General features: G+C 72.4%; 16 protein-coding genes. 12 read left to right on the forward strand and 4 right to left on the reverse strand.

All coding sequences use genetic code 11. The features are described from left to right. The 3 genes from AC30N0_RS09435 to hutU form a co-directional block, all read right to left on the reverse strand. On the reverse strand, positions 1–741 hold a 741-nt coding region (locus tag AC30N0_RS09435; protein WP_489517670.1), incomplete at its 3' end, for an ABC transporter substrate-binding protein. Positions 742–794: 53 nt separating this feature from the next. Then, positions 795–2,357, reverse strand: coding sequence for a histidine ammonia-lyase (gene hutH, locus AC30N0_RS09440; RefSeq protein WP_489517671.1), 1,563 nt, complete (start codon positions 2,355–2,357; stop codon positions 795–797). 22 nt (positions 2,358–2,379) lie between these two features. Next, a complete protein-coding gene (hutU, locus tag AC30N0_RS09445) occupies positions 2,380–4,176 on the reverse strand; it encodes a urocanate hydratase (RefSeq protein ID WP_489517672.1) in 1,797 nt (598 codons plus the stop codon). Positions 4,177–4,288: 112 nt separating this feature from the next. Here hutU and AC30N0_RS09450 point away from each other — a divergent pair, with 112 nt between their 5' ends. The 4 genes from AC30N0_RS09450 (at position 4,289) to AC30N0_RS09465 (ending at position 8,324) form a co-directional block, all read left to right on the forward strand. Continuing rightward, a complete protein-coding gene (locus AC30N0_RS09450) occupies positions 4,289–4,867 on the forward strand; it encodes a HutD/Ves family protein (RefSeq protein WP_489517673.1) in 579 nt (192 codons plus the stop codon). Between the two features lie 214 nt (positions 4,868–5,081). Beyond that, positions 5,082–6,107, forward strand: coding sequence for an imidazolonepropionase (hutI, locus tag AC30N0_RS09455; RefSeq protein ID WP_489517685.1), 1,026 nt, complete (start codon positions 5,082–5,084; stop codon positions 6,105–6,107). Next, a complete protein-coding gene (hutG, locus tag AC30N0_RS09460; protein ID WP_489517674.1) occupies positions 6,104–6,904 on the forward strand; it encodes an N-formylglutamate deformylase in 801 nt (266 codons plus the stop codon). Before hutI ends, hutG begins: the two co-directional genes overlap by 4 nt. Positions 6,905–6,908: 4 nt before the next feature. Further along, positions 6,909–8,324: a formimidoylglutamate deiminase gene (locus AC30N0_RS09465; RefSeq protein ID WP_489517675.1), complete on the forward strand. Its 1,416-nt coding sequence runs from the start codon at positions 6,909–6,911 to the stop codon at positions 8,322–8,324. A 45-nt stretch (positions 8,325–8,369) separates the two neighbouring features. On the opposite strand, the gene AC30N0_RS09470 is transcribed toward AC30N0_RS09465, so the two are convergent. Continuing rightward, on the reverse strand, positions 8,370–9,287 hold the full coding sequence (locus AC30N0_RS09470; protein WP_489517676.1) for a hypothetical protein: 918 nt from the start codon (positions 9,285–9,287) through the stop codon (positions 8,370–8,372). A 129-nt stretch (positions 9,288–9,416) separates the two neighbouring features. Between AC30N0_RS09470 and AC30N0_RS09475 the strand changes: the two genes are divergently transcribed. The 8 genes from AC30N0_RS09475 to AC30N0_RS09510 form a co-directional block, all read left to right on the forward strand. After that, positions 9,417–10,316 (forward strand): LysR family transcriptional regulator, encoded by a 900-nt coding sequence (locus tag AC30N0_RS09475; RefSeq protein WP_489517677.1) that lies wholly within the window; start codon positions 9,417–9,419, stop codon positions 10,314–10,316. 106 nt (positions 10,317–10,422) lie between these two features. Further along, a complete protein-coding gene (locus tag AC30N0_RS09480; protein WP_489517678.1) occupies positions 10,423–10,704 on the forward strand; it encodes a YkvA family protein in 282 nt (93 codons plus the stop codon). Between the two features lie 116 nt (positions 10,705–10,820). Then, complete coding sequence (locus AC30N0_RS09485) at positions 10,821–11,240, forward strand: hypothetical protein (RefSeq protein WP_489517679.1); 420 nt, start codon at positions 10,821–10,823, stop codon at positions 11,238–11,240. Between the two features lie 112 nt (positions 11,241–11,352). Beyond that, positions 11,353–12,378, forward strand: coding sequence for a Bug family tripartite tricarboxylate transporter substrate binding protein (locus AC30N0_RS09490; protein ID WP_489517680.1), 1,026 nt, complete (start codon positions 11,353–11,355; stop codon positions 12,376–12,378). Between the two features lie 7 nt (positions 12,379–12,385). After that, positions 12,386–12,916: a tripartite tricarboxylate transporter TctB family protein gene (locus tag AC30N0_RS09495; RefSeq protein ID WP_489517681.1), complete on the forward strand. Its 531-nt coding sequence runs from the start codon at positions 12,386–12,388 to the stop codon at positions 12,914–12,916. A 55-nt stretch (positions 12,917–12,971) separates the two neighbouring features. After that, positions 12,972–14,483, forward strand: a complete 1,512-nt coding sequence (locus AC30N0_RS09500; RefSeq protein ID WP_489517682.1) for a tripartite tricarboxylate transporter permease — start codon at positions 12,972–12,974, stop codon at positions 14,481–14,483. Next, positions 14,480–15,322 (forward strand): sugar phosphate isomerase/epimerase family protein, encoded by an 843-nt coding sequence (locus AC30N0_RS09505; RefSeq protein ID WP_489517683.1) that lies wholly within the window; start codon positions 14,480–14,482, stop codon positions 15,320–15,322. The genes AC30N0_RS09500 and AC30N0_RS09505 overlap by 4 nt, the downstream gene beginning before the upstream one ends. A 128-nt stretch (positions 15,323–15,450) precedes the next feature. Continuing rightward, positions 15,451–16,026: HD domain-containing protein (locus AC30N0_RS09510; RefSeq protein ID WP_489517684.1), on the forward strand; the 576-nt coding region annotated here is incomplete at its 3' end.

Genomic DNA, 16,026 nt, shown 5'->3' on the forward strand with positions numbered 1-16,026 from the left:
GATCTCGAAGCTCTTCTTCGGATCGGCCTTGATCATCTCGAGGGCGTCGAAGTAGCCGTCGGCCAGGGCCTTCGCCGCCTTCGGGTTCTCGGCCAGGAACTTCGGCGTGCAGCCGAAGGTGTCCATCACCATCGGGTAGTCGAGCGTCGTGGCGATGATCTTGCCGGCCTCGGGCTTGGCCCGCACGGCCGAGAGGTAGGGTTCGTAGGTCATGGCGGCGTCGATGCCGGCGGTGCCGGCGATCATCGCGTTGGCCGCGGCCTGCGGCTCGAGGTTGACGACGGTCACGTCCTTCGGCGACAGGCCGTTCTTCTTCAGGAACCAGGCCAGGGCGAAATACGGCGACGTGCCCGGCGGGCTGGCGGCGACCGTCTTGCCCTTCAGGTCGGCGATCTTCAGGATGCCGGGCTTGACGACCATGCCGTCGGCGCCATAGCTCTTGTCGAGCTGAAAGATCTGCGTCGTCGCGATGCCGGCGGCGTTCCAGCCGATCCAGGTCTCGACCGTGGTGGCGGCGCACTGCACGTCGCCCGAGGCGATGGCGAGGTGGCGATCCTTCTGCGGGATCTTCTTGATCGTGACGTCTAGGCCGTGCTTCTTGTAGATGCCGGCCTCCTTGGCCAGCGTCAGCGGCGCGAAGCCGGTCCAGCCGGAGATGCCGATGGCGACCTTGGTGTCCTGCGCGCTCGCCAGCGTGGCCAGGAGTGCAGTGGCGGCGAAGGCGAGGAGATGCTTCTTCATGGGGTTCCTTTCGGTAGCGGGAGGTCGAGCGGAAAGTCGTTCGGGCCGCAGGCTCAGGCGGCATACCAGAGCGGCGGCAGTCCGGGCAGGGTTCGCAAGACGCGCGCCAGCGAGCCGTCGTGCACGAGCGCCGTCGCGCGCTCGATGTCAGGGGCGAGATAGCGGTCGGTGGGCATCGCCGGGCACTGTAGCCTGATCAGGGCATGCGCCTCCTCGAGCGGCGGCGAGCTGGCGAGCGGGCGCAGGAACTCGATGCCCTGGGCGGCGGCGAGCAGCTCGATGCCGAGGATGTGCGCGGTGTTGTCGATCATCGGCTGCAGCCGCCGCGCCGCGAAGGTCGCCATGGAGACGTGGTCCTCCTGGTTGGCGCTCGTCGGCAGGCTGTCGACGCTGGCCGGATGCGCCAGCGACTTGTTCTCGCTGGCCAGCGACGCCGCCGTCACGTGCGCGATCATGAAACCGGAGTTGAGCCCCGGCTCGGCCGTGAGGAACGGCGGCAGGCGCGAGACGCCGGCGTCGATGAGCATGGCGATGCGGCGCTCGGCGATGGCACCGACCTCGGCGATGGCGACGGCCATCGCGTCGGCGGCGAGCGCCACCGGCTCGGCGTGGAAGTTGCCGCCGGAGACGATCGTGCCGGCGCCCCCGCCCTGCCCTTCCTCGCCGGCAAAGACGAGCGGGTTGTCGGTCACCGCGTTGGCCTCGCGCAGCAGCACGAGCGCGGCGTGGCGCAGCTGGTCGAGGCAGGCGCCGACGACCTGCGGCTGGCAGCGCAGGCTGTACGGGTCCTGCACGCGGTCGTCGCCTTCGAGGTGCGAGCGGCGGATGCCGCTGCCGAGGAGCAGCGCGCGGTAGTACTGGGCGACGTCGATCTGCCCCGGCTGGCCGCGCAAGGCGTGGATGCGCGGGTCGAACGGCCCGTCGCTGCCGCGCGCCGCATCGACGGTGAGCGCACCGATCACGAGCGCCGACTCGAGCACCGGCTCGAAGCGGAACAGGGCGTGCAGGGCCAGCGCCGTGGAGACCTGCGTCCCGTTGATGAGCGCCAACCCTTCCTTGGCGGCGAGGACGAGCGGCTCGATGCCGGCCTCGCGCAGCACCGCCGCCGCCGGCCGCCGCTCGCCGTCGACCAGGAACTCGCCCTCGCCGATCAGCGCCAGCGTCAGGTGCGCCAGCGGCGCGAGGTCGCCCGACGCGCCGACCGAGCCCTGGGCCGGGATGCACGGCACGAGGCCGGCGTTGTGCGCAGCGACGAGGGCATCGACGACCGACTCGCGCACGCCCGAATGGCCGCGCGCCAGGCTGGCCGCCTTCATCGCCAGCATCAGCCGGACCACGGCGGGCTCGAGCGGCGCGCCGACGCCGACGCTGTGCGAGCGGATCAGGTTGAGCTGCAGCGTCGCCAGGTCGACCGCGTCGATGCGCGTCCCCGCGAGCTTGCCGAAGCCGGTGTTGACGCCGTAGACCGGCGCGTGGCCGGCCGCGGCCCGCTGCACGACGGCGGCGCTGGCGCGCATGCGACTGCGCGAGCGTTCCGGGATGCGCAGCGAGACGCCGCCGCCGTGGATCGCCTGGAGCTGTTCGAGACTGAGCGTGTCGAGCTCGAGATGCGTCACGCGCCGGGATCCTTCGCTGCGCTCAGGATGACGTGGCCGTCAGCATCGGCAGCTTCAGGCCATGCTCGCGGGCGCTGGCGATCGCCTCCTCGTAGCCGGCATCGGCGTGGCGCATGACGCCCGTGGCCGGGTCGTTCCAGAGCACGCGCTCGATGCGCTTGGCCGCCGCATCGGTGCCGTCGCAGACGATGACGACGCCGGCGTGCTGCGAGTAGCCCATGCCGACGCCGCCGCCGTGGTGGAACGAGACCCAGGTCGCGCCGCCGGCGGTGGCGAGCAGCGCGTTCAGCAGCGGCCAGTCGGAGACGGCGTCGCTGCCGTCCTTCATGCTCTCGGTCTCGCGGTTCGGCGAGGCGACCGAGCCGGCGTCGAGATGGTCGCGGCCGATCACGATCGGCGCCTTCAGCTCGCCCGACTTCACCATCGCGTTGAAGGCGAGCCCGGCCTTGTCGCGCTCGCCGAGGCCGATCCAGCAGATGCGCGCCGGCAGGCCCTGGAAAGCGATGCGCTCGCCGGCCATGTCGAGCCAGCGGTGCAGGTGGGCATCGGCGGGGAACAGCTCCTTCATCTTCGCGTCGGTCCGGCGGATGTCCTCGGGGTCGCCGGACAGCGCGACCCAGCGGAACGGGCCCTTGCCGCGGCAGAAGAGCGGCCGGATGTAGGCCGGCACGAAGCCGGGGAAGGCGAAGGCGTCGGCGACGCCCCGGTCGAGCGCGACCTGGCGGATGTTGTTGCCGTAGTCGACGACCGGGACGCCGAGCGCCTGGAAGCCGAGCATCGCCCGCACGTGCGCGGCGCAGCTCGCCGCAGCGGCGTCGCGCAGCGCGCCGTGCTGGTCGGCGTCGGCCTGCGCGGCGCGCCAGCGCTCGACGCTCCAGCCGGCCGGCAGGTAGCCGTTGACGAGGTCGTGCGCCGAGGTCTGGTCGGTGACGAGGTCGGGCCGCGGCCCGCCCGCGCGGGCCCGGCGCAGCAGCTCGGGGACGAGCTCGGCGGCGTTGCCGAGCAGGCCGACCGAGACCGCCCGCTTCTCGGTCGCGTAGCGCTGCATGCGCTGCAGCGCGTCGTCGACGTCGCTGGCCTGCTCGTCGAGATAGCGCGAGCGCAGGCGGAAGTCGATCCGGCTCTGCTGGCACTCGATGGTCAGCGACGAGGCGCCGGCGAAGCTCGCCGCCAGCGGCTGCGCCCCGCCCATCCCACCGAGGCCGGCGGTGAGGATCCAGCGGCCGGCCCACTCGCCGCCCGCCGGAGCGCCGGGCCGCCCCAAGCCCGGCGCCGTCCCCTCGGGGGACCGGCCGCCGTACTCGGCGGGCGAGGGGCTCATAGGGTAATGCTGGCGGCCGGCCTCGACAAAGGTCTCGTAGGTGCCCTGGACGATGCCCTGGCTGCCGATGTAGTTCCACGAGCCGGCCGTCATCTGGCCGTACATCATCAGGCCCTTGCGGTCGAGCTCGTGGAAGTGCTCCCAGGTCGCCCATTTCGGCACCAGGTTCGAGTTCGCGATCAGCACGCGCGGCGAGTCGACCGTGGTGCGGAAGACGCCGACCGGCTTGCCCGACTGGATCAGCAGCGACTCGTCCTCGCCGAGCTCGCGCAGCGCCTTGAGGATCGCCTCGAATGAGGCCCAGTCGCGGGCCGCCTTGCCGATGCCGCCGTAGACGACGAGCGCGTCCGGGTTCTCGGCGACCTCGGGATCGAGGTTGTTCTGGATCATCCGGAAGGCTCCCTCGATGAGCCAGTTGCGGCAGCTGAGGGCCGTGCCGCGCGGGGCGCGGACCGGCCGCGGCAGGGCGATGTGGCGCTGGGTGGAGAGGTCGGTCATGGCAGGCCTCGCGAGAGCATGTGCAGGCGCCATCGTAGTCGGCTCGCCGGGCTGGACGAGCGGTGGTCCGTCCCCGGTGTGGGCTTGGTTCGGTGGGGGTATCGTCCGGCCCATGCAGCCCCGCCTCATCCGCGTCGACGACGCCGAGCCGCAGCCCTGGCGCAACGGCGGCGGCGTTCGCCGCGACCTGCTCGAGGGGCCGGATGCGAGCGAGCGGCTGTGGCGGGTCAGCGTCGCCGACATCGCCGCCGACGGCCCGTTCTCGAGCTACCCCGAGACCGAACGCTGGTTCGTCATCTTCAAGGGCGCCGGCGTCGAGCTGCGCTTCGCCACCGCGACCCGACGCGTCATGCGCAGCAGCGCGCCGCTGTCCTTCGACGGCGCCGAGGCGCCGTCGTGCAAGCTCGTCGACGGGCCGGCCTGCGCACTGAACCTCATGCTGCGCACCGGTGCGCACGGCTCGATGGGCGTCGCCACCGACGCCGCGCCCTGGCACCCCGAGTCGGACCAGTGCGGCCTGTTCACCGCCGTCGACGGTTGCTGCAAGTTCGACGGGCACGAGACGGAGGTGCCGGCGCACGCGCTCCTCTGGTTCGACACGGCGCCGCGCACGCTGGCCTTCATCGGCGGCCAGCGCCGCGCCGCGACGCTCGGCTGGTGGATGTGCGTGAGCGCCGGGCCCAAGCGCTGACGAGGACCGCCACGGTGGCACCGACGCTCTGGCGCAACGCCCGATTGGCGACGCTCGCGCCGGGTGCGCCCTGGGGCTGGATCGAACGCGGCGCGATCGTCGCCGAGGCCGGGCAGCTCGCCTGGGTCGGCGCCGAGGGCGACCTGCCGGCGTCGCTGCAGGTGGAGGCCGAGCACGACCTCGGCGGCGCGCTCGTCACGCCGGGCCTGGTCGACTGCCACACGCACCTGGTCTACGCCGGCGAGCGGGCGCGCGAGTTCGAGCTCCGCCTGCAGGGCGCGAGCTACGAGCAGATCGCGCTGGCCGGCGGCGGCATCCGCTCGACCGTCGCGGCTCCCGAGCCGCCAGCGACGAAGACCTGTTCGCGACCGCGCGCACCCGTGCCCTGGCGCTGATGCGCGAAGGCGTGACGACGCTGGAAGCCAAGTCCGGCTACGGCCTCAGCGCCGCCGACGAAGCGCGCTGCCTGCGCGTCGTGCGCCGGCTCGGCCGCGAGCTGCCGTTGACGGTGCGCGCCACGTGCCTCTCGGCGCACGCCCTGCCGCCCGAGTTCGAGGGCCGCGCCGACGCCTACATCGATGCCGCCTGCGCCTGGCTGCCGGCCCTGCACGCCGAGGGCCTGGTCGACGCCGTCGACGCCTTCTGCGACCGCATCGGCTTCAGCGCCACGCAGACGCGGCGCGTCTTCGCAGCGGCACGCGCGCTCGGCATTCCGGTCAAGCTGCACGCCGAGCAGCTGCGCGACGAAGGCGGCGCCGCCCTCGCCGCCGAATTCGCTGCGCTGTCGTGCGACCACCTCGAATACCTGACGGACGAAGGCATCCGGGCCATGGCGGCCGCCGGCACGGTCGCCGTGCTCCTGCCCGGCGCGTATTACTTCCTGCGCGAGACGACGCTGCCGCCGGTCGCGGCGCTGCGCGCCGCCGGCGTGCCGATCGCCATCGCCACCGACCACAACCCGGGCTCGTCGCCGACCCTGTCGCCGCTGCTCATGATGAACATGGCCTGCACGCTGTTCCGGCTGACGCCCGAGGAGGCGGTGCGCGGGATGACGGTGAACGGCGCCCGCGCCCTCGGCCTGCACGACCGGGGCCAGCTCGTCGCCGGGCAGCGTGCCGATTTCGCGATCTGGCAGCTCGGCCATCCTGCCGAGCTGGCGTACTGGTTCGGCGGCGACAGGCCGGTGCGCGTCGTGCAGGGCGGCGTCGAGCGGGCGGCTGCGGGGAACGAACGCCGATGAGCAGCGACGTCTTCAGCCTGCACCGGGGCCGCGTGCCCATGCTCGTCAGCCTGCCGCACGTCGGCACGCACATCCCGGAGCCGCTGCGCGACCGCCTCGTGCCGCGTGCCCTCGCCGTCGAGGACACCGACTGGCACCTCGAGCGACTCTACGCCTTCGCCGGCGAGCTCGGCGCGAGCCTGCTCGTGCCGCGCCACTCGCGCTACGTCGTCGACCTGAACCGGCCGCCGGCCGACACGCCGATGTACCCCGGCGTCAACAACACCGAGCTCTGCCCGACCCGCTTCTTCAGCGGCGACCCGCTGTACCGCGACGGCCAGGCGCCCGGCGGGGCCGAGATCGCCGAGCGCGTCGTGCGCTACTGGCGCCCGTACCACGCCGCGCTGCGCGGCGAGCTCGACCGGCTGAAGGCAGCGCACGGCCACGCCGTCCTGTGGGACGGGCACAGCATCCAGTCGGCGCTGCCGTGGCTGTTCGAAGGCCGCCTGCCCGACCTCAACCTCGGCACCGCCGGCGGCGCGAGCTGCGCCCCCGGCTTGCGCGACGACCTGATGCGCGTGCTCGACGCGCAGTCGCAGTTCAGCCACGTCACCGACGGCCGCTTCAAGGGCGGCTACATCACGCGCGAGTACGGCCGGCCAGCGGCCGGCGTGCACGCGGTGCAGCTGGAAATGTGCTGGTCCTGCTACATGGCCGAGGCGGCGCCGTACGAAGTCGAGGCGGCGCGCAGCGAGCGCCTCGCGCCGCTGCTGCGCCGCCTGCTCGAGACCGCCCTGGCCTGGCGGCCGGGTGGCTGACGCGGTGACCGGCAGCGAAGCGGGCGCCCGCCCGGCCGCCCTCTGGGCCGAGCACGCCTGGCTGCCCGGCGGCTGGCACGAGCACGTGCTGCTGCGCATCGGCGGCGACGGCCGCTGGGCCGAGGTCACGCCCGGCGTCGCCGCGCCGCCGCCGGGCAGCGCCGTGCTCGCCGGGCCGCTGCTGCCCGGCCTCGTCGACGCACACAGCCACGCCTTCCAGCGCGCCTTCGCCGGCCTGGCCGAGCGCCGTGAGTCGGCCGCAGCCGACGACTTCTGGTCGTGGCGCGAGCGCATGTACGGCGTCGCCCTGCGCATCACGCCGGCGCAGCTGCGCGCGGTGGCGGCGCAGCTCCACGTCGAGCTGCTGCGCGGCGGCTACACGCAGGTCTGCGAGTTCCACTACCTGCAGCACCGGCCGGACGGCTCGCCTTACGCCGACCCGCTCGAGCTCGCCTGGGCCGTGGCCGACGCCGGCGCGGACGCCGGCATCGGCGTCACGATGCTGCCGGTGCTGTACGAGCGGGCCGGCTTCGCCGACGCCGCCCTGCGCCCCGAGCAGCGGCGCTTCGCCGCCTCGGCCGACGACGTCTGGCGGCTCGCCACGGCGTTGGCGTCGAGCGGCCGGCCACGCCTTCGCGCCGGTCTCGCCATCCACTCGCTGCGCGCGGCGAGCCCCGGCTCGATCGCCCGCCTCCGCCACCTCGCCGACGGGTGGAGCGGGCCGATCCACGTCCATGTCGCCGAGCAGCAGGCCGAGGTCGACGCCGCCGTCGCGGCGACCGGCGCGCGGCCGATCGAATGGCTGGCCCGCGAAGCGCGGCTCGATGCGCGCTGGCAGCTCGTCCACGCCACGCACGCCACGCCTGCGGAAATCGAGGCCGTTGCCCGCAGCGGCGCCGGCGTGGTGATCTGCCCTAGCACCGAGGCCAACCTCGGCGACGGCCTGGGCGACCTCGCCGGCTGGCTCGGCGCCGGTGTGCCGATGTCGGTCGGCTCGGACAGCCACGTCACCCGCGCCTGGCCCGAGGAGCTGCGCCTGCTCGAGTACGGGCAGCGCCTCGTCCTGCGCCGGCGCAACGTGGCGGCGGCTCCCGAGGCCGGCCGGCCGTCGACCGCGGAGCGCCTGTTCGATTGCGCCGTCGACGCCGGCGCAGCTGCCGCGGGCGAACCGGCGTGGGGCCTCGTCGCCGGCGCCCGCGCCGATGCGCTGGTGGTCGACCGCAGCGATCCGGCCCTGCTCGGGATCGGCACGAAGCGGCTGCTCGACGGCCTCGTCTTCTCGAGCCCCGGCTCGCCCTGGCGCGACGTGATGGTCGCCGGACACTGGGTCGTGTCGGGCCATCGGCATCCGGGCGCCGACGCCATCGCCGCGCGCTTCGTCGCGGCGATGGCCGAGCTCTGGCCCGACACGGACCCCTAGGCGCGTGGCAGCCAGCGGCTCGCCCGACTGCGCTGCGACGGAGGCTCAGGAGGGCAGGCCCCGGTTCGCCAGTGCCCACTGCATCAGGGCAAGGGTCAGCGCGGCCCAGACGAGCGAAGCCACGACGATCCACCCGTGGGCGAATCGGCGCGGCGCGCGTCGTGCCAGCCAGGCAGCGAACGGAATGGCCTGCATGGCATGAACCGCGAAGAAGTGGGCGACGCGCAGGTCGCCGATGTCGAGCCGCCAGGCGGTCAGCGGCAAGGCGGGGCCGGCCTGCATGACGGCCTGAACGAAAGGCCCGCGCCGCTCGCCCATGGCCGAGCCCGTGTAGCCGGCGAGAAAGAACATGGCGACGAAGCCCACGCCGATGGCCAGGAGCATCGGCTCGCGCGTTCCCGCAGCGGAGCGCCACCAGTGCCGGAGTGCGACCAGGCCGACCCAGGCACTGGCACTGACGAGCACGCCGGCTCCCCCGGCCATCAGCGAGGCCGCGACGCTCTCGAGCGGCGTGGCGCGATTGAAGTGCGAAGCGACGCCGCGGCCGCCCTGCACCGTGATGTAGGCCGCCTCGAACACGACGACGATCAGCAGCAGCGCGACCATCGCCCTGCGCGCCGGCACCGCCAGGCCGCGCTGCCGCATCCAGCCCAGCGCCCAGGCGACGCTCAGCATCTGCAGGGCCATGGCCAGCTGGAACTTGAGCGGCTTGGCCCAGACGTTCGCAGTCCAGGGCAGACCGTTCACCGTGCGCTCGTCAAGGGCACCGAGCAGCGCGGTGGGCAGGGCGACGGCGAGCAGCGCCAGCGCCAGCCCGGCCAGAAGGCGCGATCCCTCGACGATGGTGCCCAGCGAGACCGGCACGATCGCGAAGACGGCAAGCGCGCGTGAGCGGTGCGACGCTGGCGCTGCCGCGTCCACGGGCGAAGGGGCGGCGCCCGCGCGGGAGAAGCTGGGGGACATGGCAGAACACCTTGCGGATGCTGGGGACGGGTCATTCTTCGGCGCCCTGTCCCGGCACGGAACACCCACCGGCGCATGGCGGCCATGCGCGGTTGCATGAAGTCCGTCGCCATGGCCGATGATCGGGGCATGCCCGCCCCTGCCGAGCCGCTGCGCACCCCGTGGGATGCACTCCGACTGTTCCTGCGCGTCGCCGAAGAAGGGTCGCTCTCGAAGGCCGCGGCGACGCTGGAACTGTCGCAGCCGACGCTGACCCGGCAGATCTCGGCGCTCGAGGAGTCGCTCGGGATCACCCTGTTCGAACGCACCGCCCGGGGCATGGCGCTGACGGAGATGGCGAAGGCTCTGATCAGTCCCGTGCGAGCGATGCACGAGCAGGCGCTCGCCGTGGCCCGGATCACGCAGGGGCTTGGCACCACGCTGCGCGGCGTCGCCCGCCTTTCCGCCAGCGAGCTGATGGCGGCCCATCTCCTCCCCGACATGCTGGCCGACCTGCGGCGCGAGCAGCCGGAGATCGACATGCTCATCATCGCCACCGACGAGGTCTCGGACCTCGTCGAGCGCGAGGCCGACATCGCGGTTCGGATGGTCCGGCCCGACCAGCCCGAATTGGTGGCGCGCAAGGTCGTCGACCTTCCGGTCGGCATCTATGCGCACCGCGACTACCTCGACCGCCGCGGCGAGCCGACCGACTTCCAGGCGTTGCTCGAGCACGACCTGGTGGCGTCGAACCACGGCGACATCCTGCGCGCCGGGCTCATCCACGCCGGTCTCGACGAGGGCCGCCTGCGCTTCGCGATGGCCAGCAACAGCCACGTCGTCGCCTGGAACCTGGTCCGCGCCGGGGTCGGCATCGGCTTCATCACCACCGTGATCGGCGACCGAGAGCCGGCGGTGCGAAGGATCCTGCACGACGCGCCGACCCCGGCCCTCCCGGTGTGGCTGACCGTGCATCAGGAAGTGCGCGCCAGCCCGCGCCTGCGCCGCGTCTACGACTTCTTGGTCGACCGCTTCGCTGCGCTGGCCTGACGATGACAAACCGTTCACAGGCGGCCCGTCGGTGTTGGGCCAGATCCCTTGTGGGCTTCCCGGCCGACCCCACTTTGAGCTCAGCACCCGACCTGGAGATTGCGCCATGTGGAAACGCCTGACCGTGCTGTGGAGCCTCGCGCGCGGCGACGCACGCCGCCTGTGGTTCGCACTGCGTCATCCGCTGGCGCCCGCCTGGCTGAAGGCCGGCACGGCCCTGCTCGTCCTGTACGTGTTCTCGCCGATCGACCTGATTCCGGACGTCCTGCCGGTGATCGGCATCGTCGACGACCTGGTCCTGGTGCCGCTGGCCATCCGCTGGATGCTCGCCCGCCTGCCGCCGGGCATCGCCGACGCGGCCCCGGCGCGTCGGAAACGCACGGTCTAGGTTCGATCTTCTTTACACGACGTTGACCCGGATCCGGTACTCCCGATCGGCCTGGCGCGTTGAATAGCGCATGCACCGCCGCGGTTCCCGAGGCGGCGAGAAACAGGAGAACCCAGATGTTGAACGTCAAGAAGATCGCCGTCGTCGCCGTGGCCCTCGCCGGAGCCCTCGGCGCCAGCCTGGCCGAGGCGCGTGGCCGCGACGACGTGCAGTGGTCGGTCACGATCGGCAACCCGGCTCCCGTGTACTTCGGCGCCCCCGCCCCGGTGTTCGTCCGGCCGGCTCCGATCGTCATCGGCGCGCCGGTGCACGTGTACGACCCCGGCTACGGCGGGGGTTACCACCAAGGCTATCGAGGCCAGGGTGGCGGCTGGCGCGACGCCGACGGCGACGGCATCCCGAACCGTTACGACCGCATCCACAACCCGCGCTGGGATCGCGACGGCGACGGCATCCCGAACCGCCACGACCGCTACGACAACTCGCGTCGCTACCACCACGACGGCGGTCACGGCGGGCGCTGGCACGGCCGCTGATCGGCTGAACAGACCAGGGCATGACGCCTTGCCCTGGTTCGCCACCCCAGGGGATCGTGTTCACTTGCAGTAAGCTGATGGCGCCCGTTCGAGGCGACATCAAGGAGACTGCGTGAACACGAATCCTCAGCCGACTGTCCCGGCCGGCTTGGCCAGGGCCTTTGCCGCGACATTGCTCGCCGCGGTCGCGATCGCCCCGGGCATCGCCCAGGCGCAGTGGAAGCCGACCAAGCCGGTCACGATCATCGTCCCGTGGGCCGCCGGCGGCGCCACCGACCAGGTGACTCGGCTGGCCGCGTCCGAGATGGAGGCCGGTCTCGGCCAGAAGATCGTCATCGTCAACCAGCCCGGCGGCGCCGGCTCGATCGGCACCAAGGCGACGATGGACGCGCCGAAGGACGGCTACACCTGGACCGCCGGCGCGGCCAAGCAGCTCGGCACGTACCCCGTGCTCGGCATGATCAACAGCAAGGTCGACGACTTCCATCTCTTCCTCGCCGTCACCAACGTGTCGATCGTCAGCGTCAACCCGTCGACGCCGTACCAGAGCTTCCCGCAGCTGCTCGAGGTCATGAAGACCCGGCCGGTGCCCGTCTCGACCGCGGGCAACAGCTCGTCGGGGCACTTCGCGATGGAGGCGATCGCGCGCGCGACCGGCGCCCGGTACCGGCACGTCACTTACGACGGCGGCAACCCGGCCGTGGTGTCGACGGTCTCGGGCGAGACCGAGGTGACGACGCAGCTCGCTCCCGAGCAGGCCGAGATGATCAAGGGCAAGCGGCTGCGGCCGCTCGCGGTGGTCGCCGACCAGGCCCTGACGATCGAGGGCTACGGGTCGATTCCGCCGATCACGCAGTTCGTCGCCAACTTCCCGAAGGTGACGACCGGCTTCGGCATCTTCATCCCCAAGGGCGTGCCGCCGGAGGTGGTGGCCACGGTCGAGAAGCTCTGGGCCGAGCGCGTCGTGCCTTCCGAGAAGCTGAAGAAGTACGCTGCCGAGAAGGGCGCGCTCTTCACGCCGCTCTACGGCAAGGCTGCCTACGACGCCGTCTGGCCGACGGTCGTCACCGACGCCTACCTGCTGCAGGACGCGGGCCTGGCCAAGGTCTCTCCGGAGTCGCTCGGCATCCGGCGCTGACGCGGCCATGTCGCGCCGCGCCGACGCCGGCAGCGCGCTCGTCTGGTTCGGCCTCGGGGCGGCGATCACCGTCGCCGCCTGGCGCATGGACCGCCTCGGCCACCAGGGCATCAGCCCGTGGTCGGCGCCGGGCGTGACGCCCGGCGCCATCGGTGTCCTGATGATGCTGTTCGCGCTGGCGCTCGGCCTCCAGGCGATGCGCAAGGGCCTCGTCGGGGACAGCGACACGGGCGAGGACCTCGCCCACGCCGAGCAGGGCCCCGTCGCCACGGCGGCAACGCTCGGATCGGGCGGGCGGACGGTGGTCGCGGCCCTGCTCTGCGTCCTCTTCGCCGGCGTCTCGCTGGGCCGCGGCGTTCCCTTCGTCGTCGAAGGTGCCATCTTCATCGTCGTATTCACGTCTTTCTTCAGCTGGCGCGTCTGGCGCGAGGAAGGCCGGGTCGGCCGTGGCGTCGCCCAGACGCTCGCGGTCGCGATCGGCGCGGCCGCATTCATTTCCTGGCTGTTCGAGCAGGTCTTCCTGGTCCGCCTGCCGTGATGGGGGCCGGGCGCCGGCCCGCGTCAGCCCCGCGGGCGCTCACCGGGGGCGGCGCATGGAGGGGCTGAGCCACCTCGGCACGGCCCTGGCCACGCTCGCCGGCCCCTGGCAGATCGCCTACGCACTGGCGGCAACGCTCGCCGGCATCGTCATCGGCCTGTTGCCGGGGCTCTCGGCGACGCTCGGCGTCGCCCTCTTCACGACCTTGACGATCAAGATGGCGCCGACCGACGCCATCCTGGTCCTGATCTGCGTCTACGTCGGTGCCATCTACGGCGGCAGCCGCACCGCCATCCTGCTCAACATCCCCGGCACCGCCGCCAACGCCGCCGCCTGCCTCGACGGCAACATGCTGGCCCGCCAGGGCAAGGCCGGGCGGGCGATGGGCATCGCCACCACGGGCTCGGTCGCCGGTTCGCTGTTCGGCGTCGTCTGCCTGGCGATGTTCACGCCGCTGCTCGCCGAGACGGCGCTGAAGTTCGGCGCCTTCGAGTTCTTCTGGCTCGGCCTCGTCGGCGTGATGATGTCGGGCAGCCTCACCGGCGCGAACCCGGTCAAGGGCTGGCTCATGGGCCTGCTCGGCCTGTTCGTGGCGACGATCGGCCTCGACCCTATCCACGCCTACGAGCGCTTCACCTTCGGGCAGAACGCGATGACCGGCGGCATCGGCCTGATCCCGGCGCTGGTCGGCGCCTTCGGCTTCGCCGAGATCCTCACGGTGATGGGCGAGCCGCGCCTGAAGCCGATGCCGGTGTCGAAGGACTCGGTCCTGCCGAAGATCGTCGACCTGCTGCGCTACTGGCGCACGATCATCCGTTCCGGCGTGATCGGCGTCTTCGTCGGCATCCTGCCCGGCGTCGGCGAGGACATGGCCGCCTGGTCGTCGTACGCGGCGGCCAAGCGCGCCAGCAAGGAGCGCGAGCTGTTCGGCAAGGGCTCGGTGGAAGGCCTGATCGCCGCCGAGACCGGCGACAACGCCGCCATCCCCGGTGCCCTGATCCCGGCCCTGGCGCTCGGCATTCCCGGCTCGGCGCCGGCGGCGGTGCTGATGGCGGCGATGATCATTCACGGCGCCCAGCCCGGCCCCATGCTGATGGTCAACCAGCCGCAGTACATCTACGACGTGGTCGGCATCACCCTGGTCGCGACGCTCGCGATCCTGCTCTTCGGCCTGATCCTGGTCCGGCCCATCCTCTGGGTCCTGCGCGTGCCGCGCGAGATCATCATGCCGATCGTGTTCCTGCTCTGCGTCCTCGGCTCGTACTCGATCACGCAGCGCCTGTTCGACGTCTGGGTCATGCTGGTGACGGGCGTCCTCTGCTACGTGCTGCGCCGGCGCGGCTTTCCGGTGGCGCCCTTCGTGCTCGGCCTCGTCCTCGGCGACATCGTCGACAAGTCGCTGCGCCGCGGCCTCGTGCTCTCCGACGGCAGCCTGCTGCCCTTCTTCACGCGCCCGATCAGCGCCGTGCTGGCGCTGCTGGTCCTCGCCATGCTGCTGGCCCAGCTGCCGCCGGTGCAGCGCTGGCTGGCGCGGCGGGCGCCGGTGCCAACAGGGGCAACGCCATGATCGACAGGATCTCGCTCTGCAACGAAGTGCTCGCGCCGTGGCCCTTCGCGCAGCAGTGCGCGTACGCCAGCCGGCTCGGCTACCGCGGCCTCGAGGTGGCGCCGTTCACGCTTGCCGACGACCCGATGACGATCACCGACGCCCAGGCGGCGGCGTGGGCCGCCGTCGCGCGCGACCACGGCCTCGTGGTCAGCGGCCTGCACTGGCTCCTCGTCGCGCCGCAGGGCCTCTCGATCAGCAGCCCCGATGCCGCCGTGCGCGCGCGCACGCTGGCTGTGATCGACCGCCTCGTCGAGCTCTGCGCGCAGCTGGGAGGGACCTACCTCGTGCACGGCTCGCCGGCGCAGCGCAACCCGCAGCCGGGGAAGAGCGCGGCCGACGCCCTGGCCCGCGCCACCGAGGCCTGGCTGATCGCCGGCGAGCGCGCCGGCGCGCTCGGCCTCGCCTACTGCATCGAGCCCCTGTCGCGCGGCCAGACGCAGGTGGTGAACACGATCGCCGAGGCGCTCGCCATCGTCGACGGCGCCGGCCTGCCCGGCTTGAAGACGATGCTCGACACGAGCTCGGCTGGCGCCACCGAAGCCGAGCCGCTGCCCGACCTGATCGATCGCTGCTGGCCCGGCGGCCAGCTCGCGCACGTGCAGCTCAACGACCGCAACCGCCTCGGCCCGGGCCAGGGCGAGGACCGCTTCGCGCCGATCCTCGCCGCGCTGCGGCGCCAGCACTACGCGGGCTGGCTGGCGATGGAGCCGTTCGACTACGTGCCGGACGGCCCCGGCTGCGCCGCGCGCGCGATCGGCTACGTGCGCGGGCTGCTTGACGCCGCTTCGACGGACTGAGCCGCGCGTGCGTCCGGCACCCCCGGACGTGCCGGACGCAGACGGTGGCTGCTGTGCTTTCACCGAGGCCTGGTCATCCATCTGTCACACGTGGCGGATAGGGTGACCTGGACAGCGAGGAAACAGCCATGAGCCTGATCGAGCGGATCGAAAGCCTCTACCTCTGGCGCGGGCGACGCACCTGCGCCGGCGAGTTCGGCGAGCCGATGAGCTTGCTCCATCACGCGTTGCAGACCGCCCATCTGGCCGAGTTAGACGACGCTGCCGAGCCGCTGGTGGCCGCCGCCTTCCTGCACGACATCGGCGAGCTCCTGCCGACCCCGCGGCAAGCCGGCGAGAGCGACTTCGACGATCGGCACGAAGTGCGCGGCGCCGAGTACCTGGCGGAAAGCTTCGATGCGCGCGTGCTCGAGCCGATCCGCCTGCACGTGGCGGCTAAGCGCTACCTGGTATCCGTGCAACCCGACTATGCCGATGCCATGCCGCCTGCCACCCGTTTCAGCCTGGTCCTCCAGGGCGGGCCGATGAGCGCGGCGGAGGTCCAGGCCTTCCAGTCGCTTCCCCACGCGGCCGATGCCGTGCGCCTGCGCCGCTGGGACGACTGCGCGAGGCGTCCGCGGCAGCGGACTCCGCCGCTGGCGTGGTACCTCGGTCTGCTCCAGGCACTGATCGAGCGCCAGGCCGCTCCGTCCCGGCTCCAGGTC

Origin of the sequence: Rhizobacter sp. (genome assembly GCF_031412495.1) — a bacterium.
Classification (GTDB): Bacteria; Pseudomonadota; Gammaproteobacteria; order Burkholderiales; family Burkholderiaceae_C; genus Schlegelella_A.

What these genes read in the sequence shown, in the direction of transcription:
- hutU (WP_489517672.1), bottom strand. Translation starts at nt 4,176, where the DNA reads ATGACCGACCTCTCCACCCAGCGCCACATCGCCCTGCCGCGGCCGGTC.
- AC30N0_RS09450 (WP_489517673.1), top strand. Translation starts at nt 4,289, where the DNA reads ATGCAGCCCCGCCTCATCCGCGTCGACGACGCCGAGCCGCAGCCCTGG.
- hutG (WP_489517674.1), top strand. Translation starts at nt 6,104, where the DNA reads ATGAGCAGCGACGTCTTCAGCCTGCACCGGGGCCGCGTGCCCATGCTC.
- AC30N0_RS09470 (WP_489517676.1), bottom strand. Translation starts at nt 9,287, where the DNA reads ATGTCCCCCAGCTTCTCCCGCGCGGGCGCCGCCCCTTCGCCCGTGGAC.
- AC30N0_RS09475 (WP_489517677.1), top strand. Translation starts at nt 9,417, where the DNA reads ATGCCCGCCCCTGCCGAGCCGCTGCGCACCCCGTGGGATGCACTCCGA.
- AC30N0_RS09480 (WP_489517678.1), top strand. Translation starts at nt 10,423, where the DNA reads ATGTGGAAACGCCTGACCGTGCTGTGGAGCCTCGCGCGCGGCGACGCA.
- AC30N0_RS09485 (WP_489517679.1), top strand. Translation starts at nt 10,821, where the DNA reads ATGTTGAACGTCAAGAAGATCGCCGTCGTCGCCGTGGCCCTCGCCGGA.
- AC30N0_RS09495 (WP_489517681.1), top strand. Translation starts at nt 12,386, where the DNA reads ATGTCGCGCCGCGCCGACGCCGGCAGCGCGCTCGTCTGGTTCGGCCTC.
- AC30N0_RS09500 (WP_489517682.1), top strand. Translation starts at nt 12,972, where the DNA reads ATGGAGGGGCTGAGCCACCTCGGCACGGCCCTGGCCACGCTCGCCGGC.
- AC30N0_RS09505 (WP_489517683.1), top strand. Translation starts at nt 14,480, where the DNA reads ATGATCGACAGGATCTCGCTCTGCAACGAAGTGCTCGCGCCGTGGCCC.